We start from the raw sequence: 25,436 nt of genomic DNA on the forward strand, positions 1-25,436 counted from the left end.
TGAATCTTAGGGGTAACAATAAAACAATGATCCAAAGCAGATGATATATGGCCTAGCCAGGTAACGGGTAAGGCAACAAGAGCATATGCAAAAGATTTACCCCCCAATGCGTCATTACGCATATCCAAAAATTCTGCCGCAATGTCCAAATCAATGCATAACAGATTGAGGCGACTATCAATAATAGAACTGCGGAGATATCTGTTGACCACCCTCCATGTAGAAGCACAAACACCGTAGCTACAACTGGTACGGATAACCAGCGCCAGCGCCCTAATAGTTCTTCGGTACCCCGCTGTAATATCCACCGGAAGAACCCCTCTTCAGAAATGCAAACAATTACTAAGTTTATCATTACCGCAACGGCGATAGTGCCAGTAAATTTTATCGAAGGCGTATATAGGAGTAGACCCAATGCAACGGGAGTAAATATAGCCAATAAAAGATAGGGTAAGTCCGTAAAACGGAAGGACTGCTTCATGCGCAACATAAAAGCCAATAAAGCAATAGCAATAACTGCTTTACCGCTGTTTATGCTGGCATAGATAAGATTACCACTTGCATCTATATAGGGTGGCAATACCTGGATATGTTCACTACCGGGAAGCAAATTTAACCCCGATACCAGCATTAAAACTGCTACAGAAAGAAAAGACAGCGCTCTCGGCCAACTGCTAGTAGACTCTATTGCTCGCAGGAAAATCCAGATTAAAGGGGCTATAAGCCCACTCCAGCCAAAAGGAATTATACAAAGTGATAGCAAGATAGGTGCAGCCCAAGGACTAACCATACCAGATGGTGTCTGATCTCCTCTTCTCCTTAAAGCAGCAACTTCATTTTGCATCGATTGGCCCAGAATTAATATCTTAGTTGATAACAATGACTCATGCGATTCCTTCACTATCCATTAAAGGTCGCTCGTATTGAACGATAGGTCAACTTCATTTTCGCAGGATCTAGAGGTGCCTTAAAAAAGGCGTGATAATGTCCTCTAGGATTAATTAATACAACTTGAGATCCATGATCGATAGTATAACCGCCCTCAGCAAGAGAAACTTTATTAAAAGGTACATTTAGCTGAGTGGCAAATTTCTTCAGCTTAAAAAAATCACCGGTAATACCACGAAATTCAGAATTAAAATAACGGACATACTGCCCCAACTGCTCCGGCTTATCCCTGCTTGGGTCAACCGATACGAGTACTACGTCTGTAGATGCCCTGGTACTTTCGTCTAAAGTGTTATAAAAATTATTAAGTGTAGATAGAGTTGTTGGACAGATATCTGGACAGTGGGTAAACCCAAAAAATACCAAAGTCCACTTACCTTGAAAGTCTTTGGTATAGAAATCTCTACTGTCATCAGACAATAATTGTATATCTTCTATGATTCTTGGTCTCTGCAGTTTTACAGTGCCATTAATTCTAAGTTCCTCATCAGTAATAATACGAGGTTGTCCGAGCTTATGTATAAATCCAGCAAGCACAGCAAGAATCAATACTAGAAGAATAATAACGGTAATTCTAATTCCACGTTTCTGTTTATCGATGGCAGAATATTGATTTTCCACTTTTCCCTCACACCTCAATTAAATAATGATCTAATAGCATGATAAAAAATAGTGCCATTAAATAAATTATTGAATATTTAAAAGTCTCCATGCCAGCATTGGGATCTTTTCCAATGAGCATTACAAGGCTCCAATAAACAAAACCAAATCCAAGTACGACAGCTCCCAGCAAATATAACCACCCAAACATCGCGGTGGCAAAGGGCAATAGGCTAACGGCCAGTAAAATAAAGGTATACAAAACTATATTTAGGTTTGTATAGGGTATTCCATGTGTAACCGGCAACATAGGAACATCAGCTTTTGCATACTCTTCTTTTCTATGTACGGCAAGGGCCCAAAAGTGTGGAGGGGTCCAAGCAAAAATAATCAATACTAACAACAATGCATGCCCATGCACTTCCCCAGTAACCGCAGTCCATCCCAGTAGGGGCGGAGCGGCTCCTGCAAGCCCGCCAATAACAATGTTTTGTGGTGTGGCGCGTTTCAGGAACATAGTGTAAATCACCGCATATCCGAGAAGAGATATTAAGGTTAGCCAAGCGGTAAGGGCATTTACAAAAACCAACAGGATAAACATTCCTGTCACACCCAAGATAAGAGCAAAAGCAACCGCTTTAACTGGCTCAAGCCGTCCTTTCGCAATCGGGCGATTACTGGTACGAGCCATTTTTGTATCAATATGACGATCAACTAAATGATTTACTGCCGCAGCACTACCCGCACAAAATGCAATTCCCAAATTACCAAATACTAAAATATCTAGCGGCACCATTCCTGGAACAGCTAAAAACATTCCAATAACAGAAGTTAACAGCATAAGCATAACTACTCGAGGCTTAGTAAGCTCATAGTAGTCCCGCCATTGAATTTGATGTATTCCCGTGGAGTTTATGGCCATATTCGCACCTATTTTTATATTTATATACGCTTAGTATCTAATTAAGATTGGATACGGTAGTTAAACCTTCTCCCCGCTCTATTACTTCCACATCGACTACCTCTTGTTTATTTATAATGACGGCATTCATTGTGTATATTCGATAACAAAAAGTTAGCAAACTAAGAAGTAGAAGAGCTGCACCAGCATTGTGTGCCACAGCAATCCCTAATGGTAGAGACATAACAACATTTGCTATTCCCAAGCTGACTTGAAGAAGTAGTACCCCGGTAAGCCATAATGACCAACCTCTCAATCCATATCTCCAAGCTAAAAATGAAAGAATAAGTACAATTGCTGTTGTAATCAGTGCTCCAATACGATGGGCAAGATGTATGGCTGTACGTGCATCATTCTCTAATGCACCACCTAAATAATTTGGGCCAATTTGTTGAAAAATATTAAAGCCTTCTACAAAGTTTGCCTGTGGCCACCATTGGTTATGACAAGTTGGAAAATCTGGACAGGCTAAAGCTGCGTAATTAGAGCTGGTCCAACCACCGAGTCCAATCTGTAGAATTACTATTGCAACTGCAGTCAGTGCAAGTAGTCGTAATCGCCTTATTCCCGGTAAATACCTCCCATGTAATTGTCTAGGTTTATCAGCCAACCTTTCACAGAGAATCCACAACATAGATAATGTTGCCATTCCACCTAATAGATGAGCAGTAACTACCTGCGGCCAAAGCTTCAAGGTTACCGTCCACATCCCAAAAGCAGCTTGCAGTATAATAATAATTAAAAGAATATGTGTTTGCTTAAAGGTTGGGGCTTGCCGATCTCTCCAAGCAAGATAAGTGAGTAATACAACGAATAAAAGTAAAGTTCCTGCAAAGTATCGATGAACCATTTCCGGCCAAGTTTTACTAACATCTACCGGAGAGTCCGGAAAAATCATATTGGCCGTTTTAATTTCTTTTATATCATTCGGCCAGGTGAGATGACCATAACAACCAGGCCAGTCTGGACAGCCCAAACCGGCATCCACCAGCCTAGTAAATGCACCTAGAACAACAACTACGACAGCGAGAATACAGGCCGCCCAGGTAATGATATGTCGCCAATTCTTAGGGGTTTTTTGTTTAGACACTACTGAAAATCTCCGAATAATAATCTTATTGCTCGTAGGAGTACTTCAATAATCTTTTTATATCTTTAAGTAATTGGTTTCCGCTATGCTGCCGATCATAGGCCATCATTGCATAACCCTCCTGATCAACCAGCAATGCCTTGGTTGAAGTTACACCGCCATGATCAGTTTTCTGTACCAACTGCTTAAAGTTTTCATCATCCAAATTCACTATTTTTAGTTTCGGATGCTCAGTTTGTATTTGTTCTTGTCGTTTTTCATCCAAACTATCACCAACCACCAGTAACCTCTCAACCCTATGAGCTTTTTCCCCCAGCCGAATATGAACCTGCCTACTTATATACAGGAGATCTTCACAATCTTTACCACAATCACTGTCACTTAATATTAGATATCGCCATTTTGATTCTCCCTCTTGTGCCAGGGATTGCTGTTGTCCTTGAAAGGTGATTTTTATTTCAGTGATATCAAATGGGGGCTGCAATAATTCACCTTGATTAATCGTCTCTTTAGGCATGCCTAAGCCCGTATAGTAAACGACATAGGCAGCTGTAATTGGGAGTACGACGGATGCTAGCACTGAGAGTCCTTGAATGATTTTATTCGCTGGCTTCCTTTTGCTCAGATTTCTTTCAGGTGAAACTGGCTGACTATTTGATTTCATTTTAAAACTCCTTTTTCAAACTTCTACTCAATCTACGACGTAATCTAAAAATAATATTTGTGGCTGAATAAGCCCATAAAAGCCAGACAGCTATTGCCATCGTGAACCACTGGAAAGCATACGCTTGATGTTTTTCAGGGCCACTATTGAAAAAATTCCAATCAGTAATTAAAGCTGCACCTGAATCCGCAAACAAACGGATCGACCATCCATTGTTAACTAAGCCTATAGTCTCAATGAAATTTGAATTTATTTGTTGAATTCTATTATTAAAAACCGGGTCTAGACTAACACTCGAGGAGGTTTCAGTATCGATAGGGTATAAGTAGCCCTGAAGTGATTTCACATCAAGTGAAGCTGTTACTTCAGGTAAGCTATCTCGGTCGCCAGTAGAGGGAATCCAACCTCTATTGATAAGCCAATCAGTACTTTCTGTTGAGAATACTTGTAGTACTTCATAGCCAACACGACCGTTTCTTGTTCTGTTATCCAGAAAATATATTTCCTTCTGGAAAACTCCCACTAAAGTTACAGACGCATACTCTTGATAAGAACTTAGATTTGAGATTTCCTGCGGTTGCAGAGAGAGCCTACTCTCTACCTTTTGTATAAGTTCGACTTTCTGCTTTGCCCTATCAAGCTGCCACAATCCTAAAAAGATAAAAAGGATGAATGCACCCAGAGAAAATATCGTGATGGGCCAATTGCGAATCAGTGGTAAACTGATATCTTTCGCAGAAGCTGATGGAATATCTACTATCATGCGCAACTACATAAATAATGGAAAATAATAAAATGTGGCTAAAGATTGTTATTGTTGTCCTATTCCTTTCCGTACTTGCAAGTCTTTCAAGTGCACTTTTTTTTCTACTTAGAGATATGGGAACACCTCAATCCAAGCGCACACTCTACGCATTAGGTATTAGAATACTCCTAGCGTCACTCTTACTTCTTGCCATTTGGTACGGCTTTGAAAGTGGCATTTTGGCAAAAACGGCACCTTGGGCTGATAAATATTAAGAAAACAAAGGCTTTCTATTAATACGATAGAAAGCCTTGCCCACATTAAGCACCTAGAACATATACAAATATAAACAGCCCGACCCAAACTACATCGACAAAATGCCAATACCAACTTGCTGCTTCAAAGCCAAAATGATCATCAGGTCTAAAATGATTGGCTATCACAGACCTTAACAACATGATCAACAACATAATTGTACCGAGTGTGACATGGGCACCATGAAATCCGGTCAGCATAAAGAATGTTGTACCATAGATTCCTGACTCAAGTGTTAACCCCAAGTGTTGATAGGCTTCGTAGTATTCTTTACCTTGTAGAAAAATAAACGCCCCACCCAATGCCACAGTGATTGCCAGTAATATATTGAAATTTTTTCTTTGATTCTTTTTCAGAAAAACATGTGCGAAGTGCACAGTTACACTGGAGGAGAGAAGTATGATGGTGTTCCATAGTGGTAAGTGCCATGGGTCTATCACATCTTTAGGCCCCATGAATTTTGCAGTTTCTCCGTTTGCTGCGGCGTCAGGAGTCACATATAGAGGCCAGCTACTTTCGAATCCCTCCCAAAGCATATTGGAAATTCCTCGATCACCTTCACCACCTAGCCAGGGAACCGTAAAATTGCGTATGTAATAAAGTGCTCCAAAAAATGCAGCAAAAAACATCACCTCAGAAAATATAAACCAGCCCATTCCCCAAACATATGATCTCTTTAGCTGTTCACTGTTGAGCCCTGCCATATTCTCCTTGATTACGGCAGCAAACCAAAACCACAAAACTGCGGCCATCGCTAATGCACCGGTGAAGAAAATATAAGAGCTTCCTCCATTAATCCAATTTGCTGCGCCGAACGCTATTAGGAATAAACCTATCGTCGCAAAAATTGGCAGCCTGGATTGTTCGGGCACGTAATAACTGCTTTCACTAGCCATAATTTTTATCCCTCTCGCTCGGGGTCGATATCATTCTTATCGGTTTTATTGGCAAACCTTTCCGTTACATCAAACAACGTATAGGAAAGCGTTACAGTATTAACACTTGCGGGAAGATCTGGATCCACAATAAAACGTAGTGGTAATTCTGCAGTCTCTCCCGCTTTTAATTCTTGCTGGTTGAAGCAAAAACACTCTGTTTTATGAAAGTACTCAGCAGCTTTGAAAGGAACCATACTGGGAATTGCCTGACCAACCATATCCCTAGATGTCTTATTTTCTGCAATAAAAACAGTATCTTTAATTTCTCCAGGGTGTACTTTCAAAGACATCACACTCGGGCGAAATTCCCATGGCATATTTTCATTATTGTTTGCCACAAATTGCACTGTGACCAGCCTATTTTTATCAACCGCAGCTGGCACAGCTTCATAACGACCACCGGTTTTACCATTGAGTCCTGTGATTTCACAGAAGACATCGTAAATAGGCGGCATAATGAAAATTGCAAATACCAGCATGCTGGTCGCCACGGCCAGCAGCTTGATAGTTACCTTTGCATTTGCTCCAACTTTCATAGGTTAGCGTACAACCGGTGGCGTACTAAACGTGTGATATGGGGCAGGGGAAGCAACCGTCCATTCCAGTCCCTCAGGATCATCCCAAACCTGATCGGATGCTTTTTTCCCGCCCATTACAGTTCGTACCACATTAAACAAAAATACTATTTGTGCAGCGCCAAACAGGAAGGCACCGATACTGGATATTTGATTGAAATCCGCAAATTGCAGTGCGTAATCAGGTATCCGACGTGGCATGCCGGCCAGACCAACAAAGTGCATTGGGAAGAAAGTTACATTGAGACCAATAAATGCCAGCCAGAAATGTACCTTGCCCATGACTTCGCTATACATATGGCCAGTCCATTTGGGCAACCAATAGTAAACACCAGCAGTAATTGAGAAGATTGCACCAGGAACCAGCACATAGTGGAAATGGGCAACCACAAAGTACGTATCGTGATATTGGAAGTCTGCAGGCGCAATCGCTAGCATCAGACCAGAGAATCCACCGATGGCGAAAAGAATGATGAATGCAATTGCAAAAAGCATCGGGGTTTCAAACGTCATGGATCCCCGGAACATAGTGGAAACCCAGTTAAAGATTTTCACTCCTGTAGGTACAGCGATCAGCATTGTGGCATACATAAAGAACAGCTCACCAGCAATCGGCATTCCCACAGTAAACATATGGTGCGCCCATACGATAAAGCTCAGGAATGCAATTGCTGCGGTGGCATATACCATCGAGCTGTATCCAAAAAGAGGCTTACGAGCGAAGGTGGGGATAATTGCAGAGATAATGCCAAAGGCCGGCAAAATCATGATGTAAACTTCCGGGTGTCCAAAGAACCAGAACACATGCTGGAATAAAACCGGATCACCGCCACCGGCTGCACTGAAGAAACTTGTGCCAAAATGAATGTCCATCAACATCATGGTCACTACTCCAGCTAACACCGGCATTACAGCAATCAAAAGGTAAGCAGTGATCAGCCAGGTCCATACAAACAACGGCATTTTCATCAAGGTCATACCAGGAGCACGCATATTCAAAATGGTAGCGATAATGTTGATCGCACCCATGATGGACGAGGCACCCATAATATGAATGGCAAAAATGAAGAAAGTTACGCTGGGTGGCGCATATTCCGTTGAAAGTGGCGCATAAAATGTCCAACCGAAATTAGGCGCACCCCCTTCCATAAATAAGGTCGATGCCAACATTGCGAAAGCAAAGGGCAAAATCCAAAAACTCCAGTTATTCATTCTTGGCAGTGCCATATCTGGCGCACCAATCATCATTGGTATCATCCAGTTAGCCAACCCCACAAAAGCCGGCATAACTGCACCAAATACCATGATCAGACCATGCATTGTGGTCATTTGATTGAAAAATTCCGGCTGTACAATTTGCAAACCGGGCTCGAATAATTCAGCGCGTATAACCAATGCCATACATCCGCCGAGCAGGAACATCGCAAAACTAAACCACAAATACATAGAGCCTATATCTTTGTGGTTGGTCGTATAGAGCCAACGCTTTATACCGGGTTGAGGACCATGTGCCATTCTTAAATTCCTCCGGGCGTTTACTGCTTATTCTTAAAGTTGAGGATATCTACGGGTTGGACCGTATCACCCATCTCGTTGCCGAAAGCGTTTCGCTGGTAAGTAATTACCGCTGCCAGATCCACTTCTGATAGCTGCTCACCAAAAGCCTGCATTGCGGGGTTTACCGTAGAACCATCGATAACGATATCTAAGTGGCCATTGAGGGGACCGGTAGCAATTTTTGATCCAGCAATCGGCGGGAATACTCCGGGTACTCCCTGCCCGTTCGGCTGGTGGCAGGCGGCACATGTGCGTGTATAGACTTTTTCACCCTGAGCAAAAAGCTCTTCGAAGGTAAATGTCTTCGCTGTAAGTTCACGCATTTTTATGGCTTCTGCTGCACGAGAACTCAGCCAGGCATCGTATTCCGCCTGTGGCACTGCCTTCACAACAATAGGCATAAAGCCATGGTCTTTTCCGCACAATTCAGCACACTGCCCGCGATATATTCCCGGCTCCTCAATACGCGTCCAGGCATCATTGATAAAACCGGGGATAGCATCTTTTTTAACGGCTAGATCTGGGACCCACCACGCATGTATGACATCATTGGCAGTAATCAGGAAGCGTATTTTTTTCTTGATAGGAACAACCAGGGGCTCATCGACTTCTAGGAGGTAGTTAGCACCCTTAGGCTGAAGGTTATCAATTTGAGCTTTGGGAGTGGACAAGCTGGAAAAGAATGAAACATCAGTGCCCCGATATTCATATTTCCACTTCCACTGATAACCGGTGATTACGATATTGAGATCTTCTTCCTCAGTATCGTAAATATCATAGAGCGTTTTGGTGGCCGGAATCGCCATCAGAATCAGGATAACGGTGGGAATAATAGTCCACACCAATTCCACAACCGTGCTCTCATGAAATTGGGCCGCTTGGTATCCCTTACTTTTGCGGTGACGCCACATGCTGTAGAACATGATGCTGAACACCAATGCCCCTATAGCCACACAAATCCAAAAGATCAGCATGTGTAGCTCGTAGGTGGTCTGGGCGACTTCTGTCACCCCCTGGGGCATATTAACCCCCCAGCGTTCAACGTCCTGCTCATTCGCTAACACCTCTTGTGCAGATAGCGAAGTAGCCAGCAAGGCGAACAGCCGATCAAAGCCTTTCAACATCGCCTACAGATCTCCGTGGTTGCGGGTCTCTCAGGGAAACCCGTAATTTTTATTTTGGCCACTGGCCTTCACGGATAAGCGAATTTTACCTGTATCAACTGCCTAACAGGATTAATTCCACACAAAATTTGTGGACATACTGTAGTAACACAAGACTACATACACTGGGCGAGGAGACCACCTCGCGTTACTGCCGTCAGTGCAACTTGTTATTCTTAGTAAAAGATTTTTTACTCCAGATGCCGTCGTCCGGAAAGGTACAACCAACAACCAGTTTCTTTATTTGTCGCAACTACTGCAGGTACAAAAGGAACACATCGACAAGAAAAAGTCAATCGGGATCATTTTTGAATAACGTTGTCGCTTTGTGAAAAAATTCGGTGATTAACAAATAAATTTAACCTCTTTGATAGGATACTTTTCCACAAGTAGAAAAAAAGTCGCTCCAAATAGAGACATGGCAATTTATTTGGTGAAAGATGACAACTCATCAAGCATTAATAATGCTGCCAAGAGAAGTATAAACCCTCGGGTTCAGTGCCCCTGATTGCTTTTACACAGATTGACAACGATTTTTAATCTCTAATACTAAATTCTGACTGCGTCACACAACCAAGGCAGATTAGTTTCAATAAGCTTGAGTATTGTCAGGCAGATCAATACAGAATCCTGTACTATCTACACTCACTCAAAATGATTTTTCCGCCAAATATTTCGTTTTGATTTTGTAAGCGTTACGAAATGAATTGCTAATAGCAGTATTGGGAGACCGATTTAGGAAAAGTAACTTATCGGCTCTGTACTGTTACCATTGGTAGAATCCGCCTACACAGCTTTTCTTTTTCCGATTTCGGCTAGAAGCCAATCTATCCGTTAGTTGTTATGACTTATGCCTTCTTCTACAAAACTTGAATCCCAACCCATGTCTCGCGTCTGGAATCTGGCTTGGCCAATGATCCTGAGTAATATTTCAGTGCCCTTACTCGGGATAGTAGATACCGCAATTCTTGGTCACCTCCCATCTGCAGAGTACCTATCCGGTGTAGCTATCGGTGCTAGCGTAATGTCGATGCTTTTATGGGCATTTGGGTTTCTGCGCATGGGTACTACCGGACTGGTGGCTCGGAGTACAGATCTTGGGATTCAATGGTTAGTACGTGCACTAGTATTAGCCATGGGGCTGGGAATCATTCTGTTTATTGTTGCCTCTCCTTTAATCTACTATATCGTTGAGTGGATGAATGCCAGTCAGGAAGCACAACCCCACGCACTGGCCTACCTACAAATACGTCTGTTATCTGCCCCACTGGCTCTGGCAAACTTTGCCATTCTGGGTTTTTTTATTGGTCGACAAGATAGCCGTGCGCCTCTATATATACTTTTCGCTGCCAATCTACTGAACATAGCCCTCGATTTCCTATTTATTCTTGGCCTGGGCCTAGGGGCAAAAGGTGCAGCAGCGGCAACCGTACTCGCTGATATTTTTGCATTTCTACTGGGTCTCTATCTTCTTACCAGGGTTCATGTTGATATCTGGTCTTATATACACAAAGAAATTGGGCAGAAGAAACTTCTCCCCTGGATCGATTCATCCCCATGGATCAATCTTTTAAAGATAAATACAGACTTATTTATAAGAACCTGTTTGCTTTTGCTAACACTCACTTTTTTTACTGCACAAGGGGCAGCCCAAGGTGATAATGTACTTGCTGCAAATGCTATTCTTATACAGTTATTAATGATGACTTCCTATGCCCTGGATGGTTTTGCTCATGCTACCGAGGCCTTGGTTGGGGAATCCATGGCAAAGAGATCATCGGCTCTATTCAGAAATACCGTTCGCAGTGCAAGTTTGTGGGCCCTTGGAAGCGCTGTCCTGATTACGCTGGTTCTAGTTTCAGGGAAACCCTTAATTCTGTCCTTATTTACAGATATCAAACCAGTAATTTTCCAAGCGGAACAGGTATATTGGTGGCTCTGTGCACTACCTTTATTAGCGGTTTGGAGCTATCAGCTCGATGGTGTTTTTATCGGTGCTGGGAAAAGTCGCGATATGCGTAATACTATGTTTATAGCCTCAGTACTGGTTTTCTTTCCCGCCTGGTGGTTTACAAGGGATTGGGGGAATACAGGCATATGGTTCAGCTTGTTTTTGTGGATTGGAGCACGATCTTTAGGGCTCATAGTATATTTTCAATACTACACTGTAACCAATTCCTGGGTACGTAAATTACAGTAAAACGTGGCAGGATATTTAGAGTTATTTTTTAATGTATAAATAACAACTATGACACATTTTGCGATTAAGAAATTAACTATTTCAGTCAGGGTTACTCACTATCAAAATAGTAAATCTCTTACGATGCTACAAACACATTTAAAGCTATAATCTCAGGTTGGTAAATAATGAGCGGGCAAAGCAACAAATAATAAAGCCCACTCACATTTTTAATAGCTTGAAGACCGCACCTGTTTTTGCACTAAAATTTGCTTAAAATTTCCATAAAACGCTCCTTCTCCCTGGATGACAGCATTATATAAGTCTTCAACCTTCTGCTTTAATTCTTGGCTATAAAAATATAGGCTGCCATTTCGGACACTGTAGGACTTTGGGTTCTCGGCCATGGTTTTGTAAAAAAGAGATACCCTTTCCAGATAGGTATCTGCCTGCTTTTTGGAAAAATTACCTTGTTGGTAATTATCTAAAACCTGAGAACTGATTCTTTGAAGAGTTAATTCGCGCTCTTCATCTGAAAAACGAAAGGCTTTTAATTGCGTGTTGATATCACGCTTTAGGTCTTTCATATAGCGAGCAGCAGCTTCTGCTGATTCATATAGTGCGTGAATAGTCTTTTCACGCTTCCGCAGAGCACCGCGATCTTTCAAGGTATATATATTGGAGATCTCCTTTTCGGAGAAATCGCCCAGGGGGCGAAAAATAGTGACATGTTGCAAATTACTATTTCTTGTGAGCTTGTCACAAATCTTTATTGCATGTCTCCACTTTTCAAAAGACTCCCCTTTAAGGATTTGATCGGGTAGGGCTTTTACCGCAGCTCCCAGTCTATTTTCCTCTTCAATGTAATAATCTGGATGAGTCTTCCAGTCATTAGCCTGTAAACGGAATAACGTAAGTATCCCCTGATTCACACAGCTCGTTAGTAGATAGGCAACTTGTTCTCTCTGCCGTTCTGTATTTTTTCGATGGCGATCAAGGCCATAGAGACCTATGATCGCAACCGTAATAAAAACCACCAGTATAAAAAATATTTTTTTCACTTTTTACGGCTACTTGTGGGTTGGATAAGTTTCACTGGTTCCTCGTGAATATCTTTCTCTGTATCTTGGTTAACACGAGTAGACAGTTCTGTTGGCGCTGACTGCAATCGAATTTCATCCTTAAACCCACAGGCAACACATTCCCTATAATTTTTCCCATTCTTGTGATAGTTAATAATTTTATCCATTTCGCTACAGCGGGGGCACACAGCCCCTGCAATAAAGCGTTTTTTAACGATCTTACCAGACTCAGCCGAATCTTCTTTCTTCATCATGACTACTACTCAATATTTCATGATTGACTTATCCGTTACACAGGACTGATATTCAGCTCTTGCTGCTCGATACCAGAGTGACGCAATAGGGCATCAATTTGCGGCTCTCGTCCACGGAATTGAACAAACAGCTCCAACGCATCACGGCTACCACCCTGTTCCAAAATACTGTGCAGAAATTTATTTCCCGTCTCTCTATTAAAGATACCATCTTCTTCAAATAGAGAAAAAGCATCTGCCGAAAGCACTTCTGCCCATTTATAGCTGTAATATCCTGCGGCATAACCACCAGCAAAAATATGGCTAAAAGCATTTTGGAAGCGGTTTTCTGCGGCGATAGGCACAACAGCAACCTCTGCTCGTACCTGATCCAGTAAAACCTGAACTTTATCGGCGGTCAATGCCTCTTCGCTGGCATGGAGGCGAAAATCAAAAAGTGCAAACTCCAACTGGCGTACTGTAAACATGGCAGACTGGAAATTTTTCGCTGCCAGCATTTTATTCAGTAAAGCTTCGGGAAGAGCCTCTCCAGTTTCGAAATGTGCAGAAATTATGGAAATAGCCTGGGGTTGCCAACACCAATTTTCCAGAAATTGGCTGGGCATTTCCACCGCATCCCAAGCAACACCATTAATACCAGAAACTGCTGCCACATCAATCTGTGTCAGCATATGGTGGAGGCCATGGCCGAATTCATGGAATAAAGTGGTTACTTCCGTGTGGGTTAAAAGTGAGGGGGTATCACCTGCAGCCGGACTGAAATTACATACTAGATAAGCTATAGGCAACTGGAGTCCGTTGAGCGTGTGGCGACGACTACTTACTGTATCCATCCAGGCCCCGCCACGCTTTTTCTCACGCGCGAACGCATCCAAATAGAAACCAGCTATCTTTTCGCCATCTCTCAGCAGCCAAAAGAACTGCACGTCGGCATGCCAAGTAGCAACGCTGGTATCTTCTTCAACTGTGATTCCGAATAATTTATCCACCACAGTAAAGAGGCCGTCAACGACTTTGGCGTAAGGGAAATAGGGCCTCAATTCCTCTTGGCTGATGGCGTATCGCTGCTGTTTGAGCTTTTCTGCGGCCCAGGCCACATCCCATGGTTGCAACTCTTCAATACTGAGTTGGTCTGCAGCAAACGCTTTCAGCTCAGCCATTTCTCGTTGGGCAGCTGGCCTGGCTCGTTCTGCCAGATCCTGTAGAAATTCCAAAACCCGCTCTGTATTTGGAGCCATTTTGCTGGCCAATGACAACTCCGCATAGCTGTTCATTCCCAGTAAACTGGCCTGTTCAGCGCGCAATGCGAGAATTGCCTCCATCACTTCGGAGTTATCGTATTCACCTGCCTGGGGACCAACTTCGGATGCGCGACTAACAAAAGCCAAATGGACATCCCGACGCAGAGATCTATTTTCAGCGTGGGTCATAACAGCGAGAAAGCTGGGCCCCTCTAAGGTAATCAGCCACCCATCCAGGCCTTTTGCCTCAGCTGCATTCCGTGCAGCGGCGAGAGCAGTTTGAGGAAGCCCCTGAAGCTGAGCTTCATCATTCGTATGCCAGGTCCAGGCATTGGTTGCATCGAGGACATTGTTGGCAAATTGGCTGGATAACTCCGCCAAACGCTGACTGTTAACGGCAAACTTTTCACGGGCCTCTCCTTCAAGGCCTACACCACCGAGTTCAAAGTCTCTGACTCCCAGCTCCAAAGACTTCTTGCGTGCCTGTGGCCAGTTTGCAAATTCGGGCGACTGCATTAATTGGAGGTACAGGTCGTAAAGTTCGCGATTTTGCCCCTGCTTTGTCCAGTAAGCCGTCACTTTGGCTAAAGCGGCCTCATAGGGCGCCCGCCAGGGGCCACTTAGAACGCTATTCAGGTGACTGACTGGGGAGAAGGCTCGATTTAGCTGGTCTTCCGCCTGTTCCAGAGGCACCAGCGTATTATCCCAGCTGGGGGTCTCCAATCCCTGTTGAAGGGTTTGCTCACACGTTTTAATCAGTTCGGCGATGGCGGGTTCCACCTGCTCGGGCTCGAGATTATCAAAAGGCGGCAGCAGCGGGATATTCAACAGTGGATTGGACATATAAGACTCTGTGCTCGAATTAGGATAAAGCTATGATAGAGGATTCATTGTACAGGAGCTTATTTATGTCCCCACTGCGCAGCCACGATGATTCCCACGGCGAGAAGTTTCCAGAACTTGGCGACAGCGTATATATCGATCCGCAATCCGCAGTCATTGGTGACGTTACCCTGGGGGATGATTGCTCCGTATGGCCCATGGCCGTTGTGCGCGGTGATATGCATAAGATCCGCATCGGCGCGCGAACCAGTGTACAGGATGGGGCTGTTCTCCATATCACCCATGCGGGACCATTCAACGCCGACGGTTGGCCGCTGACCATTGGCGAAGATGTCACTATCGGTCATAAAGCCTGCCTGCACGGTTGTACCATCGGCAACCGGATCTTAATTGGTATCGGATCTATTGTTCTCGACGGAGCCATTATTGAGGACGATGTCGTACTGGCAGCCGGAGCACTGGTTCCGCCCGGTAAAACCCTGGAGAGTGGTTATCTCTACGTAGGCGCCCCCTGCAAAAAGGCGCGCCCCCTGTCTGACAAGGAAAAGGCTTTCTTTAAGTATTCCGCTGAAAACTACGTGAAACTGAAAGATCAGTATCTCCTTAAGCAGCAACCATAGTCACAGCCGGCTCCCCGCTATGCTTAACCTGAATATGGACCAGCTGCATATTTTTGTGCGCTCCTGTGAAGTCGGATCTTTTTCGGCGGTTGCTCGCGAAGTGAGCCGGGCTCAGTCTTCTGTAAGCAGCTTGATTCAAAATCTTGAACTCGACCTGGGGCTGACTCTATTTAACCGCGAAGGGAAATATCCCCAACCCACCGCCGCCGCTTTGGCATTACTGCCATTAGCACGTCAATCGTTGGGGCAGTTGCAGCGCTTCCAACAGGCGGCAAATTCCTTCCAGCGGGGAGAGGAGCCCCAGCTCAATATATTATTTGAAGAGCTGGTAATGCCAGATCGACTCAACGATATGCTGGTAACTTTCAGCGAGCGCTTTCCGCATACTGAGCTTCAGCTCGGCAGTGTTACTGGGGAGGAAGCAGTCCAGCAGGTGACACTGGGTGAAGCCGATTTTGCCTTTGTCACCTCAAGGGATTCCTATCCCAGCTCGCTGGATACCAGTAACCTGGGACAACAGCGGGTACTTAGCCTGGCCTGCCCGGAACATCCCCTTGCCCAGAAAAAACAATCCTCATTGAATGAAGCGGCCCAGCACCGACAGATCACCACAGCACCAGAATCCCAAAGGTACCGTTGGCAGCTCTCTGCACAGACTTGGCGGAGTGATTCTCTGCTACAGGCCCTGGATCTGGCATGTAAGGGGGTTGGGTGGGTCAATGCGCCCTACGAACTGGCCCGCCCCTTTTTAAAAAGCGGCAGGTTGGTTGAGCTCAACTTAACCGGTTCTCTCAATACCTGGAGCCTCGGTGTGGATCTGCTCTGGTCCAAGCAGACGCCACAAGGCTTAGCTGCGCAATGGTTCGCCCGAGAGGCCCGGCGACTCTACGGTAACTTTTACAGCCCACCTATCGAAATATCCGATAGAAACTAATTTTTACCTATCAGGATTTTACATAAGACTTGGCGTTGTAGGCCGATGGTCTGTGACTCAATCCGACTTGATTAGGAACCAAACTATGTCCAAACAGCAATATCTCCAAGAAATGGAGGCCTTCTCCCAAAAATACCGCTATGACATGGACTACTTGCGCGAGTTTCTTCAGGGTTCTCCTGAAGGCTTTGAAAAATTTAGAAATTTTCAGCCCCTATCCATGCACAGGGAGTTTTTACCTATTGATGTTTTTTGGGTGAGTAAGATAGCGGCAATGCAAGTAGCTGATTGCGGCATGTGCCTGCAACTGAATGTGCGTATGGCCCTAGAGGCTGGTGTTGAACCCCACTTGGTGAAAGCTTGTATCCAAGGCGGCAGCGGCCTGCCTGAGAACTTGCAGGACATTTTTGATTTTGCAACAGCCGTGGCCAGCTACAAAACGATCGATCCTGTTCTCAATGAACGGATAGGTGCACAACTGGATAACCGACAGAGAATCGAGCTGGGGGTCAGCGTCGCTACCGCGTCGGTCTTCCCCACAATCAAGCGGGCTATGGGATATACCCAAAGCTGCAGCCTGGTTGAGATCGAATTTAAACAGTGATGTGGCAGGCCTTGGCAACCAAGGCCTCCTCACTATTTACCCTGTAGCCGCAGCAGTGCCGATGCACCTATGCCGCCAATGGCACAAGCTAGAACGATAACCAGGGGCGTCATTTGTCCCAGTACCAGAGCACCGTAGTCATAACCTCTCTGCGGCAGAAGATACAACAGCATCAACCCTGCCGGCACCAGGGATAAGAGGAAGCCCCGTATTAACCAGGCGTTACGCAAAGGCAACAAAAACAGCAGCCCGAAAACTCCACCCCAAACTACGCGCTGGTACAGGTAGGCATTGCTCAGGGATGGCGCCAAATCTACCCCTAGAAACTGGGTGAAGCCATACCGCCCCATGGCCCATAACCCCACGGCATAGCAAAGCCCGCCGAAACACCCCACAGCAAAACAAATCGACAGGTTTCGCACAATATCACGCACAACGCTTTCTCTCTTTTAATTTTCGGTTGTCTGATTTAGGTCCCGGCGCAACTTGGCCATGATCGGCGCTGTTTCAGGACGTACACCGCGCCACAGTAAAAATGACTCAGCGGCCTGCTCTACCAACATCCCAAGGCCATCAGCACTCTCTGCGCCCTGTCCACGCGCCCATTGTAAAAAAGGCGTTGGCTCGGCGGCGTACATCATGTCGTAAGCTTTACCATGACTGGCGACACAGCCTTCAGGAAGCGGCGGCAGCACACCCCCAAGGCTTGCGGAACTCGCATTGATAATCAGGTCGTAGCAGCCTCTCAATTCCTCCAGGCCGCCACCACTTAATTCGCCCAACTGGGAAAATTCTGCCGCAAGCTGTACCGCTTTTTCTGCGGTGCGGTTGGCAATATGTAAATGTGCTGGTTTTTCCGCAAGGATTGGCAGCAATGCTCCCCGGGCGGCTCCGCCAGCTCCAAGCAAGAGAACTTTCCGATCCTTGATTTTCCAGCCCAAGTTGGTGCAAATATCAAATACCAGGCCAGTCCCGTCGGTGTTGTCGCCGAGAATCTTTCCACCTTCAGCCAGTGCCAAGGTATTCACCGCTCCCACTGACGCAGCCCGCTCGGTCAGGTTATCCGCCATCTCAAATGCTTGCAGCTTGAAGGGCACCGTCACATTGAGGCCACAACCACCCTCAGCAAAAAAAGTTCGCGCGTAATTAACAAAGCCATCCAGAGGAGCAAGCAGTTTACTGTAATCGATATCCTCGCCTGTTTGCGCAACAAAGGCTCGGTGTATCTCCGGTGAGAGGGAGTGCTCTATAGGGTTACCCACCACCGCATAGCGGTCACTCATGATTCCGCCCTTTTGCGCTCTCTCGCTGCCTCACGAATCTTGGCACTTTCATCGACAATTATTAAACCGTCAATTTTGAGGCCGTCGGCAGCTTCGGTGACTAAATAGCGGGTTTGTGAGCTGTACAGCTCTACCGCTTTTTCTTCCCCCTGCGGGTGTAGCAAGGTCCAGCGCAAGCTCGCAAGGGTGCTGTAATTATTCAGCTCTATCACCTCGGTAACAGTGCCGAGAATCTGACAGACACCAAGGCGTCGATAAGCATTGAGGAGCTTAACCACCTGCTGGATAAACTCATCCCGTTCTACGGTGAGCTTTACGCCATCTTCCCGGTAGTAGTGCAGTGGGAAACGATAAAAGTCAGCAATCTGCTCAACATCTCCCGTTTCAAAATGCCGCCTGTAATCGAGAAACAGGGAGTTGATTCCTTCCAATCGCGATGGGTGCACAACAAACCTCCATTGTGACAAATTGCTTGGCTATACCCAGTCTCTGTGTGGCAGAAAATCAGTGTATAGCTTCTCTTCCGCAGATCCCGGCTCTGGTTGCCAGTCATACTTCCAGCTCACCAGTGACGGCAAGGACATCAGAATGGATTCTGTGCGCCCACCACTTTGCAATCCGAACAGAGTGCCACGATCAAAGACCAGGTTGAATTCCACATAGCGCCCACGGCGGTAGAGTTGGAATTCACGCTCGCGCTCACCGTAAGCAGCCTCTTTGCGCTTCTGCACAATGGGTAGATAAGCCTCTAAGTAACTATCGCCAACAGCGCGCATAAGCGCAAAAGCGCTGTTGTAGCCACCTTCGTTAAAATCATCGAAAAAGAGCCCGCCGACTCCCCGAGCTTCATCCCGATGCTTCAGGTAGAAATATTTGTCACACCACTGCTTAAAACGAGGGTATACCTCGCTGCCAAAAGGCTCACAGGCCTGCTTGGCCGTTTGGTGCCAATGTATGACATCCTCGTGATAACCGTAATACGGGGTCAAATCATAGCCGCCACCAAACCACCAGATGGGTTCAGCTCCTGGCTTTTTCGCCACAAATAGACGCACGTTTGCATGGCTAGTGGGCACGTAGGGGTTGCGCGGGTGAATGACCAGGGAGACGCCCATCGCTTCAAAAGAACAGCCGGCCAGTTCGGGGCGATTAGCCGTGGCCGAAGGCGGGAGTCCATCCCCATAAACATGGGAAAAGTTCACTCCGCCTTTTTCGATCAGATTCCCCTCTTCCAGCACTCGAGTTCGACCACCGCCACCACCGGGCCTGTCCCAGTTATCCTCACGAAATGACTGACCGTCTTCTTCGCTCAGGGCATTGCAAATACGGTCTTGTAGGCCGAGTAGATAGGCCTTTACTTCCTTGGTATCGATATCACTCATAGGCGAAAACTACGTCTCTGTTTGAGGTTAGGCACCCGCCCTCAGCACACGGCCGCTTTGCAGATCGCGAATTTCACTGGGTGCGCTGCGGCCGCCGGTCGAGCCGCCGCCGACAAAGTCGAGGTCGCGGCCGAAATAGCGTAGTACCTGGTACTTATTACGGGCGGGCTGAGACCCGGCCGGGTTTGCTGAAGTGGATACGATAGCACCGCCAAAGGCGCGTGTTAACGCAGCAGTAAACGGGTGATCGGTGCAGCGCAGGGCCACAGATTTATGTACTCCGCAGACCCAGGCGGGAATTAAGCCCCGATGGGGTACGAGCCATGTCACCGGTCCCGGCCAGCTGCAATCCAGCTGTTCCTGTTGCTGATCACTAAGGTTTCTAAGGAGCGGATCAAAATGTCTTCTGTCACCGGAGACCAGGATCAAACCTTTCTCAAGTGGGCGATGCTTAAGTTGTAGCAAGCGCCTGACAGCCAGCAGGTTATTGGGGTCGCAAGCCAAGCCCCATACAGATTCAGTGGGATGGGCAATAACACCACCCGCTGCCAGGGCGCGGGCAGCCTGTTTTACGGAAAGCGGTGAGTACTTCATTTTTAAGCTGGTCTTACTTCATCTTTAGGCCGCTGCCAATCTTGCTGCAACGGAATATGGAATTTATCCTAGGCGCCAGGCAGCTTTTCCTACAGGCAGATCGAAGTCAAAACCCACGAGGGTCGCTCCAAAAGGCTTCTCTTCCGACTTACTTTACTACCGAGCGAGGTGAACCACTGCAATCTAGCGGATTGCCCAACTGCGCACAAGATGTAACCCCCGCGCTCATCTCAGTAATCAGTTCGAAAGCAAATCCCAAGGCCGTTTATTGAACTGGACCTGCGAACCGCTCCTCAAAGCGCCATTTTTACCCCTGCCGCATAGCTGGCGTGTACTTTGTGGAACTCAGCCAATTGTCGCTGAATTATTTCATCCGGTACACCCGCCATCGCTTCTGCAATATTGTTATATAAGCGCTGTTTTTGTTCATCGTCGAACAAATCAAAGAGCGCTCGAACCTGACTGTAATCGTCATTGCCTTTGCGGTGGTCATATCTATCTGCCGCACCGGATATTGGTAACGGGGGCTCTTTCGCTTTTGGGTCCTCCTCTGGCCCAGAAAAACTATTCGGCTCATAAAAAGCATCCGGATTACCACTGCGGATACCCGTGGTATTCATTTCACCATCCCGATAGTAATTATGGACCGGACAACGCGGGGCATTCACTGGGAGACTCTCATAGTGAGTTCCCAAGCGGTGACGGTGTGCATCGGCATAGGAGAAAATACGCGCCTGCAGCATTTTATCCGGTGAGAAACTGATACCCGGTACGATATTGGATGGAGAGAAAGCTGCCTGCTCGATTTCTGCAAAGTAGTCTTGCGGGTTGCGATTTAACTCCATGGTTCCCACCTCGATAGGTGGATAATCACCGTGGGGCCAAACCTTGGTGAGGTCAAAGGGGTTGTAGCTTGTTTTGCCAAGGTCTGCCTCGGGCATGACCTGAATTTGGAATGTCCACTTCGGACATTCCCCATTTTCTATCGCGCTGTACATCGCCTCCTGGTAACTCTCCCTCGAGCGTCCAATCACAGCTTCAGCTTCCGTATTGGTGAAATACCTATGTCCCTGCTGAGTCTTAAAATGAAATTTGACCCAGAAGCGTTCTCCACTGTGATTCCACAAGGAGAAGGTATGGGAGCCATAACCGTTCATATGCAATGGAGATATGGGCAAACCACGATCGGAGAATAGTATGGTCACCTGGTGAAGGCTTTCAGGGCTCAACGACCAGAAATCCCACATGGCCGTGGGGGAGCGCAAGTGAGTGCGGGGGTGGCGTTTTTGTGTGTGGATAAAATCCGGGAACTTGTAGGGGTCTCGTACAAAAAAGACCGGCGTATTGTTGCCGACCAAATCCCAATTTCCCTCCCCCGTATAAAACTTCAGTGCAAAACCACGAACATCCCGTTCCGCATCAGCTGCACCCAATTCACCGGCCACGGTTGAAAAACGGGCCAACAGTGGGGTCTCTGCCCCCGGCTGCAAAACCCGGGCACAGGTGTAGTTAGAAATATCACCGGTTACCCTCAAAACCCCATAGGCGCCCCAACCTTTGGCATGTACCGCCCGCTCGGGTATACGCTCACGATTTTGATGCGCCAGTTTTTCGATAAGCTGATAATCTTGAATCAATAGCGGGCCATCTGGCCCCGCTGTAAGGCTATTTTGATTATCGGGAACCGGAGCGCCGGCATCAGTGGTGAGTTTGGGTTTATCCGCCATAATTAGACTCCACTTTTGGAATCCACTGAGTATTAACGCTGCTCCAGAGCAGCGCGAATTGATCGGCGGCTACACCATCAACAAGGAGTTTCTGATTAATTCTCTTCGTAACTTCCCAGTAAGACCTTTAGAGTCTCACTGGCTCCGCAGGGGTTTTAGCCAGTTTTTTCCCTTCCGTATAACGGCTGCCCTTCATTGTTAGCTGGTAAGACCCAGTGAATTGCTCTACCAAGCCCTCTAACTCCAACTCCATCAATACAGCCATCAATTCACCCGCCTCAATCCCGGTATCACGAGACAATAGCTCGATACTTCGAGGCCCTCCGGCAAGCGCTCTGATTATATGTTGCTGAAGCTCGGGCAGTGGTTTACCTGGGGGGAGTTCAGTGGGTTTGGGCTCTGCCAGTAAACCGCCGAGCTGGCCGGCTACATCTGCGCTGGTTTCAACCAGTATCGCACCTTCTTTTATCATGTGGTGGCAACCCCTGGCCATTGGGTTGTGAATAGAACCTGGGATCGCAAAAACCTCTCGATTCTGCTCCAGCGCCAAACGCGCCGTAATCAGAGAACCTGAGCGCATCGCTGCTTCTACCAGTAATACCCCCATTGAAAGGCCACTGATAATCCGGTTCCTCCGAGGAAAATTCTTTGCCTCAGCATTGCTGCCAAGAGGCAATTCGCTTATTAGAGCACCGCCTGCAGAGAGAATGTCCTCCGCCAGGGGGCGATTGTGTTTTGGATAAATGCGGTCAACTCCACTACCCAAAACTGCGATCGTGGAGCCCGCTCCCTGCAGCGCCCCTCGGTGGGCTGCGGCATCCACACCCAAAGCCAGCCCGGAAGTGATAGCAAATCCGGAACTTGCCAATTCCGCGGCGAAGGCCCGGGCATTATCCAGACCCGCCACAGTCGCCCGACGGGCACCCACCATCGCTACCTGTGGTAGATTTAGAGCACTTTTTTCACCACGGATATAAAGCACAGGCGGGGGGCGCGAGGTCTCCGATAAAAGGGCGGGGTAATCGGGATCGCTGTGACAAACCAGCTGCACGCCCAGGTCTGCGCAGCGGGCTCGCTCACGCTCAACCCAATCAGCGAGCTCACTGACGGCAGATCGACTGGAAAATTCCCGCCACTGGTTTTGGGCCCGCGGTGATAACTTTTGCAGAAGAGGTTGAGGAAACTGCTGGAGAGCCTCTTCGGCAGTGGCAAAGTGCTCCAGTAATTGCCAGTAGCGAGCCGGGCCAATTCCTTCAAGACGCAGCAACGACATAGTAGCGGTCAATGCATCCATGCAACTTACCATTTTCTGTTTTGAAAGTTGTGCGGCAGGGCAAACAGCAACACCTGCCGCGAGATCTTCTGGGATCGCTTAGGGGTTGCGTACCATATCCATCACTGCCAGCGGGCGACGAGCATCCAGTACCAGGGCTAGGCTCATTTTTTCAAAGGTACGGAATACCATCAACTCACCAGCGCGGGTATCTGGAAGCTTTACCACGTCACCAGCAATACGGTCGCGCACTGTTGAACCCGCTTTGAATATCGCCAGGACATTGCCCGGCAGCAGTCCATCCCGATCACCGACATTGAGAATTACGACATCAAATTTACCAATTTGGGTAACCCCTTCATCGACTCCTACAATCAGGCTATCGATAGCGATAGTGGGCGCGCTGGGGTGGAACAGGGCTTCAATTGAGCGCTCCTCCACCGGCATCAACCGATCATCGAGGCGAACCTCACGGGCAGTGCTGCGCACGCCCATAGTCGCAACGGAAAAGTTCAGGTTGTTGTCTGGGTCCAACTGCAGCAAGTCGACAGAACCTACACCGAGGGCTTGTCGACCTAGGACTTCACCGGATACAGGGTCTGTATAGACCGGGCCGGGGCGATAAATGCCATAAGACGGCAGTGGAGCACCAAAATTACCGCGCGCATAGATGGTGTCACCCGCTCCCATCAGAATGTGGTCATCGGAGCCGGAAACAATGTAAGGAGTACCTTCAAAAGCACCGGGCTCGACAATACGGGTACGGGATAAGAAAGCATTAATCGCATCCAGCGGAATCGCCGAGATCGCGTCTTCTACCGCCTCGCGACGGATCGAGGGCGACAACCGATTACCATCAATCCCCGGGGATAGTTGATACGCCCGGGGGCCGCGCTGCAGTTGTAATTGTGGCTGGCCGTCGACATAAACAAGGCGCAGGCTATCTCCTGGATAAATCAGGTGGGGGTTTTCCACCTGTGGGTTCACTTGCCAAATCTCCGGCCAGTACCAGGGTTGCACCAGGAACTGACTGGAAATATCCCAGAGCGTATCGCCCTTTTGCACCACATAAGCGTCGGGGTGACTGGGGTTCAGGCGAACCTGATCCTGTGCTTCGACACCAAGGGCAACCGCTAACAACGAGATCGCGGCCAGGATAATTTTTTTCATGGAAGCATTCCTATGCTCTTTATCGCTATAATTCTCAGCGCCGGGCCACTCCCGTGAAGGGAGCGAGACCGGACCCGGGCGCATAGCGCCAGCAAAAACAGGGGTCCACTCGGTAAATTTTGAGCGCGATCATAATGTTATCAGCGCACGTTCAACGAATACTAGAAGTTTGTCACAGGTGTTATGGCTAAACTCGAGATACTGGAATTTCCCGATCCGCGCCTGCGCGAGATCGCTAAACCCGTCGCTGAAGTGACCGACGCCCACCGCCAATTGCTCGACGACATGTTTGAAACCATGTACGCCGCGCCCGGTATCGGCCTCGCCGCTATCCAAGTCAATGCGCAGGAGCGCATTGTGGTAGTGGATATATCCGAAGACGGCAATGAACCTTACGGGTTTATCAATCCCGAAATCGAAGTGCTGGACCCGGAGATCCATCAGTACGACGAGGGCTGCTTGTCAGTGCCCGGTTTCTACGAAACGGTGGAGCGCCCGCGCAAAGTGCGTGTAAAGGCCCTGGACCGCAATGGCGAACCTTTTGCCCTGGAGGCCGAGGGATTGCTGGCGGTCTGTATCCAACATGAAGTCGATCATTTGGATGGTAAGCTCTTCGTGGATTATATCTCCCCGCTGAAGCGCAACCGCATCCGCTCTAAGCTGGAAAAGTCCCAGCGCCGCCGCGCCTGATCTG

At 47.2% G+C, this 25,436-nt stretch carries 27 protein-coding genes; 6 read left to right on the forward strand and 21 right to left on the reverse strand.

What is annotated here, in order from left to right; all coding sequences use genetic code 11:
* Positions 1-52: 52 nt before the first annotated feature.
* From ACJJIL_RS22120 to ACJJIL_RS22145, 6 genes are read right to left on the reverse strand one after another with little or no spacing between them, the layout of a single operon-like run.
* Positions 53-844, reverse strand: a complete 792-nt coding sequence (locus ACJJIL_RS22120) for a CPBP family intramembrane glutamic endopeptidase (RefSeq protein WP_445360780.1) — start codon at positions 842-844, stop codon at positions 53-55.
* Between the two features lie 56 nt (positions 845-900).
* A complete protein-coding gene (locus tag ACJJIL_RS22125; protein ID WP_445360781.1) occupies positions 901-1,569 on the reverse strand; it encodes an SCO family protein in 669 nt (222 codons plus the stop codon).
* A 7-nt stretch (positions 1,570-1,576) separates the two neighbouring features.
* Positions 1,577-2,470, reverse strand: coding sequence for a heme o synthase (gene cyoE, locus ACJJIL_RS22130; protein ID WP_444940326.1), 894 nt, complete (start codon positions 2,468-2,470; stop codon positions 1,577-1,579).
* 37 nt (positions 2,471-2,507) lie between these two features.
* Positions 2,508-3,599, reverse strand: coding sequence for a COX15/CtaA family protein (locus ACJJIL_RS22135; protein ID WP_445360782.1), 1,092 nt, complete (start codon positions 3,597-3,599; stop codon positions 2,508-2,510).
* Between the two features lie 25 nt (positions 3,600-3,624).
* The gene (locus ACJJIL_RS22140; protein ID WP_444911857.1) at positions 3,625-4,263 is read right to left on the reverse strand and encodes a redox-active disulfide-containing membrane protein; all 639 of its coding nucleotides are present in this window, start codon (positions 4,261-4,263) and stop codon (positions 3,625-3,627) included.
* A gap of 1 nt (position 4,264) precedes the next feature.
* Positions 4,265-5,026, reverse strand: coding sequence for an SURF1 family protein (locus ACJJIL_RS22145; protein ID WP_445360783.1), 762 nt, complete (start codon positions 5,024-5,026; stop codon positions 4,265-4,267).
* Between the two features lie 32 nt (positions 5,027-5,058).
* Between ACJJIL_RS22145 and ACJJIL_RS22150 the strand changes: the two genes are divergently transcribed.
* A complete protein-coding gene (locus ACJJIL_RS22150; protein WP_413663912.1) occupies positions 5,059-5,283 on the forward strand; it encodes a DUF2909 domain-containing protein in 225 nt (74 codons plus the stop codon).
* Between the two features lie 45 nt (positions 5,284-5,328).
* On the opposite strand, the gene ACJJIL_RS22155 is transcribed toward ACJJIL_RS22150, so the two are convergent.
* From ACJJIL_RS22155 to coxB, 4 genes are read right to left on the reverse strand one after another with little or no spacing between them, the layout of a single operon-like run.
* Positions 5,329-6,219, reverse strand: coding sequence for a cytochrome c oxidase subunit 3 (locus ACJJIL_RS22155; protein ID WP_445360784.1), 891 nt, complete (start codon positions 6,217-6,219; stop codon positions 5,329-5,331).
* Between the two features lie 5 nt (positions 6,220-6,224).
* The gene (locus tag ACJJIL_RS22160) at positions 6,225-6,797 is read right to left on the reverse strand and encodes a cytochrome c oxidase assembly protein (RefSeq protein WP_282930523.1); all 573 of its coding nucleotides are present in this window, start codon (positions 6,795-6,797) and stop codon (positions 6,225-6,227) included.
* A gap of 3 nt (positions 6,798-6,800) precedes the next feature.
* Complete coding sequence (gene ctaD / locus ACJJIL_RS22165; protein WP_282930524.1) at positions 6,801-8,351, reverse strand: cytochrome c oxidase subunit I; 1,551 nt, start codon at positions 8,349-8,351, stop codon at positions 6,801-6,803.
* A 20-nt stretch (positions 8,352-8,371) separates the two neighbouring features.
* Positions 8,372-9,517, reverse strand: coding sequence for a cytochrome c oxidase subunit II (gene coxB, locus ACJJIL_RS22170; RefSeq protein WP_445360785.1), 1,146 nt, complete (start codon positions 9,515-9,517; stop codon positions 8,372-8,374).
* A 952-nt stretch (positions 9,518-10,469) separates the two neighbouring features.
* Between coxB and ACJJIL_RS22175 the strand changes: the two genes are divergently transcribed.
* Positions 10,470-11,756, forward strand: a complete 1,287-nt coding sequence (locus tag ACJJIL_RS22175) for an MATE family efflux transporter (protein ID WP_445360786.1) — start codon at positions 10,470-10,472, stop codon at positions 11,754-11,756.
* Between the two features lie 209 nt (positions 11,757-11,965).
* On the opposite strand, the gene ACJJIL_RS22180 is transcribed toward ACJJIL_RS22175, so the two are convergent.
* Genes ACJJIL_RS22180 through ACJJIL_RS22190 form a run of 3 tightly spaced genes read right to left on the reverse strand, consistent with a single transcriptional unit; the run spans position 11,966 to position 15,155 of the window.
* Positions 11,966-12,796, reverse strand: coding sequence for a hypothetical protein (locus ACJJIL_RS22180; RefSeq protein ID WP_445360787.1), 831 nt, complete (start codon positions 12,794-12,796; stop codon positions 11,966-11,968).
* The gene (locus tag ACJJIL_RS22185; RefSeq protein ID WP_445360788.1) at positions 12,793-13,071 is read right to left on the reverse strand and encodes a YheV family putative zinc ribbon protein; all 279 of its coding nucleotides are present in this window, start codon (positions 13,069-13,071) and stop codon (positions 12,793-12,795) included. The genes ACJJIL_RS22180 and ACJJIL_RS22185 overlap by 4 nt, the downstream gene beginning before the upstream one ends.
* 35 nt (positions 13,072-13,106) lie before the next feature.
* A complete protein-coding gene (locus ACJJIL_RS22190; RefSeq protein WP_445360789.1) occupies positions 13,107-15,155 on the reverse strand; it encodes a M3 family metallopeptidase in 2,049 nt (682 codons plus the stop codon).
* 65 nt (positions 15,156-15,220) lie between these two features.
* Between ACJJIL_RS22190 and ACJJIL_RS22195 the strand changes: the two genes are divergently transcribed.
* The 3 genes from ACJJIL_RS22195 (at position 15,221) to ACJJIL_RS22205 (ending at position 17,313) form a co-directional block, all read left to right on the forward strand.
* Entirely contained in the window at positions 15,221-15,775 is a 555-nt protein-coding gene (locus tag ACJJIL_RS22195) for a gamma carbonic anhydrase family protein (protein ID WP_444892455.1), read from the forward strand.
* Positions 15,776-15,794: 19 nt separating this feature from the next.
* Positions 15,795-16,709, forward strand: a complete 915-nt coding sequence (locus tag ACJJIL_RS22200) for a LysR family transcriptional regulator (RefSeq protein WP_445360790.1) — start codon at positions 15,795-15,797, stop codon at positions 16,707-16,709.
* An 85-nt stretch (positions 16,710-16,794) separates the two neighbouring features.
* Complete coding sequence (locus ACJJIL_RS22205; RefSeq protein WP_413663903.1) at positions 16,795-17,313, forward strand: carboxymuconolactone decarboxylase family protein; 519 nt, start codon at positions 16,795-16,797, stop codon at positions 17,311-17,313.
* 32 nt (positions 17,314-17,345) lie between these two features.
* On the opposite strand, the gene ACJJIL_RS22210 is transcribed toward ACJJIL_RS22205, so the two are convergent.
* The 8 genes from ACJJIL_RS22210 to ACJJIL_RS22245 all read right to left on the reverse strand — a co-directional run bounded on the left by ACJJIL_RS22210 (position 17,346) and on the right by ACJJIL_RS22245 (position 24,742).
* Entirely contained in the window at positions 17,346-17,747 is a 402-nt protein-coding gene (locus ACJJIL_RS22210) for a hypothetical protein (protein WP_282930533.1), read from the reverse strand.
* Between the two features lie 15 nt (positions 17,748-17,762).
* Positions 17,763-18,596, reverse strand: a complete 834-nt coding sequence (gene aroE, locus ACJJIL_RS22215; RefSeq protein ID WP_445360791.1) for a shikimate dehydrogenase — start codon at positions 18,594-18,596, stop codon at positions 17,763-17,765.
* Positions 18,593-19,042, reverse strand: coding sequence for a DUF6841 family protein (locus tag ACJJIL_RS22220; protein WP_413663901.1), 450 nt, complete (start codon positions 19,040-19,042; stop codon positions 18,593-18,595). Before ACJJIL_RS22220 ends, aroE begins: the two co-directional genes overlap by 4 nt.
* Positions 19,043-19,072: 30 nt before the next feature.
* Positions 19,073-19,978: an oxygen-dependent coproporphyrinogen oxidase gene (gene hemF, locus ACJJIL_RS22225; protein ID WP_445360792.1), complete on the reverse strand. Its 906-nt coding sequence runs from the start codon at positions 19,976-19,978 to the stop codon at positions 19,073-19,075.
* 27 nt (positions 19,979-20,005) lie between these two features.
* Entirely contained in the window at positions 20,006-20,572 is a 567-nt protein-coding gene (locus ACJJIL_RS22230) for an L-threonylcarbamoyladenylate synthase (protein WP_444906778.1), read from the reverse strand.
* Between the two features lie 293 nt (positions 20,573-20,865).
* Positions 20,866-22,299 carry a catalase gene (locus ACJJIL_RS22235; RefSeq protein ID WP_445360793.1) on the reverse strand — a complete coding sequence of 478 codons (1,434 nt, stop codon included), beginning with the start codon at positions 22,297-22,299 and terminating at the stop codon, positions 20,866-20,868.
* Positions 22,300-22,426: 127 nt separating this feature from the next.
* Entirely contained in the window at positions 22,427-23,593 is a 1,167-nt protein-coding gene (gene dprA, locus ACJJIL_RS22240) for a DNA-processing protein DprA (RefSeq protein ID WP_445360794.1), read from the reverse strand.
* A gap of 78 nt (positions 23,594-23,671) precedes the next feature.
* Positions 23,672-24,742: a LysM peptidoglycan-binding domain-containing protein gene (locus ACJJIL_RS22245; protein ID WP_445360795.1), complete on the reverse strand. Its 1,071-nt coding sequence runs from the start codon at positions 24,740-24,742 to the stop codon at positions 23,672-23,674.
* A gap of 183 nt (positions 24,743-24,925) precedes the next feature.
* Between ACJJIL_RS22245 and def the strand changes: the two genes are divergently transcribed.
* A complete protein-coding gene (def, locus tag ACJJIL_RS22250; protein ID WP_444895582.1) occupies positions 24,926-25,432 on the forward strand; it encodes a peptide deformylase in 507 nt (168 codons plus the stop codon).
* Positions 25,433-25,436 lie beyond the last annotated feature (4 nt).

The organism is Microbulbifer maximicatervae (SeqCode) (assembly GCF_052468095.1).

Coding starts and splice junctions, on each gene's coding strand:
- ACJJIL_RS22120 (WP_445360780.1), bottom strand. CDS start 844: ATGCAAAATGAAGTTGCTGCTTTAAGGAGAAGAGGAGATCAGACACCA.
- cyoE (WP_444940326.1), bottom strand. CDS start 2,470: ATGGCCATAAACTCCACGGGAATACATCAAATTCAATGGCGGGACTAC.
- ACJJIL_RS22140 (WP_444911857.1), bottom strand. CDS start 4,263: ATGAAATCAAATAGTCAGCCAGTTTCACCTGAAAGAAATCTGAGCAAA.
- ACJJIL_RS22145 (WP_445360783.1), bottom strand. CDS start 5,026: ATGATAGTAGATATTCCATCAGCTTCTGCGAAAGATATCAGTTTACCA.
- ACJJIL_RS22150 (WP_413663912.1), top strand. CDS start 5,059: ATGTGGCTAAAGATTGTTATTGTTGTCCTATTCCTTTCCGTACTTGCA.
- ACJJIL_RS22155 (WP_445360784.1), bottom strand. CDS start 6,219: ATGGCTAGTGAAAGCAGTTATTACGTGCCCGAACAATCCAGGCTGCCA.
- ACJJIL_RS22160 (WP_282930523.1), bottom strand. CDS start 6,797: ATGAAAGTTGGAGCAAATGCAAAGGTAACTATCAAGCTGCTGGCCGTG.
- ctaD (WP_282930524.1), bottom strand. CDS start 8,351: ATGGCACATGGTCCTCAACCCGGTATAAAGCGTTGGCTCTATACGACC.
- coxB (WP_445360785.1), bottom strand. CDS start 9,517: ATGTTGAAAGGCTTTGATCGGCTGTTCGCCTTGCTGGCTACTTCGCTA.
- ACJJIL_RS22175 (WP_445360786.1), top strand. CDS start 10,470: ATGATCCTGAGTAATATTTCAGTGCCCTTACTCGGGATAGTAGATACC.
- ACJJIL_RS22185 (WP_445360788.1), bottom strand. CDS start 13,071: ATGATGAAGAAAGAAGATTCGGCTGAGTCTGGTAAGATCGTTAAAAAA.
- ACJJIL_RS22190 (WP_445360789.1), bottom strand. CDS start 15,155: ATGTCCAATCCACTGTTGAATATCCCGCTGCTGCCGCCTTTTGATAAT.
- ACJJIL_RS22195 (WP_444892455.1), top strand. CDS start 15,221: ATGTCCCCACTGCGCAGCCACGATGATTCCCACGGCGAGAAGTTTCCA.
- ACJJIL_RS22200 (WP_445360790.1), top strand. CDS start 15,795: ATGCTTAACCTGAATATGGACCAGCTGCATATTTTTGTGCGCTCCTGT.
- ACJJIL_RS22205 (WP_413663903.1), top strand. CDS start 16,795: ATGTCCAAACAGCAATATCTCCAAGAAATGGAGGCCTTCTCCCAAAAA.
- aroE (WP_445360791.1), bottom strand. CDS start 18,596: ATGAGTGACCGCTATGCGGTGGTGGGTAACCCTATAGAGCACTCCCTC.
- hemF (WP_445360792.1), bottom strand. CDS start 19,978: ATGAGTGATATCGATACCAAGGAAGTAAAGGCCTATCTACTCGGCCTA.
- ACJJIL_RS22230 (WP_444906778.1), bottom strand. CDS start 20,572: ATGAAGTACTCACCGCTTTCCGTAAAACAGGCTGCCCGCGCCCTGGCA.
- ACJJIL_RS22235 (WP_445360793.1), bottom strand. CDS start 22,299: ATGGCGGATAAACCCAAACTCACCACTGATGCCGGCGCTCCGGTTCCC.
- dprA (WP_445360794.1), bottom strand. CDS start 23,593: ATGGATGCATTGACCGCTACTATGTCGTTGCTGCGTCTTGAAGGAATT.
- ACJJIL_RS22245 (WP_445360795.1), bottom strand. CDS start 24,742: ATGAAAAAAATTATCCTGGCCGCGATCTCGTTGTTAGCGGTTGCCCTT.
- def (WP_444895582.1), top strand. CDS start 24,926: ATGGCTAAACTCGAGATACTGGAATTTCCCGATCCGCGCCTGCGCGAG.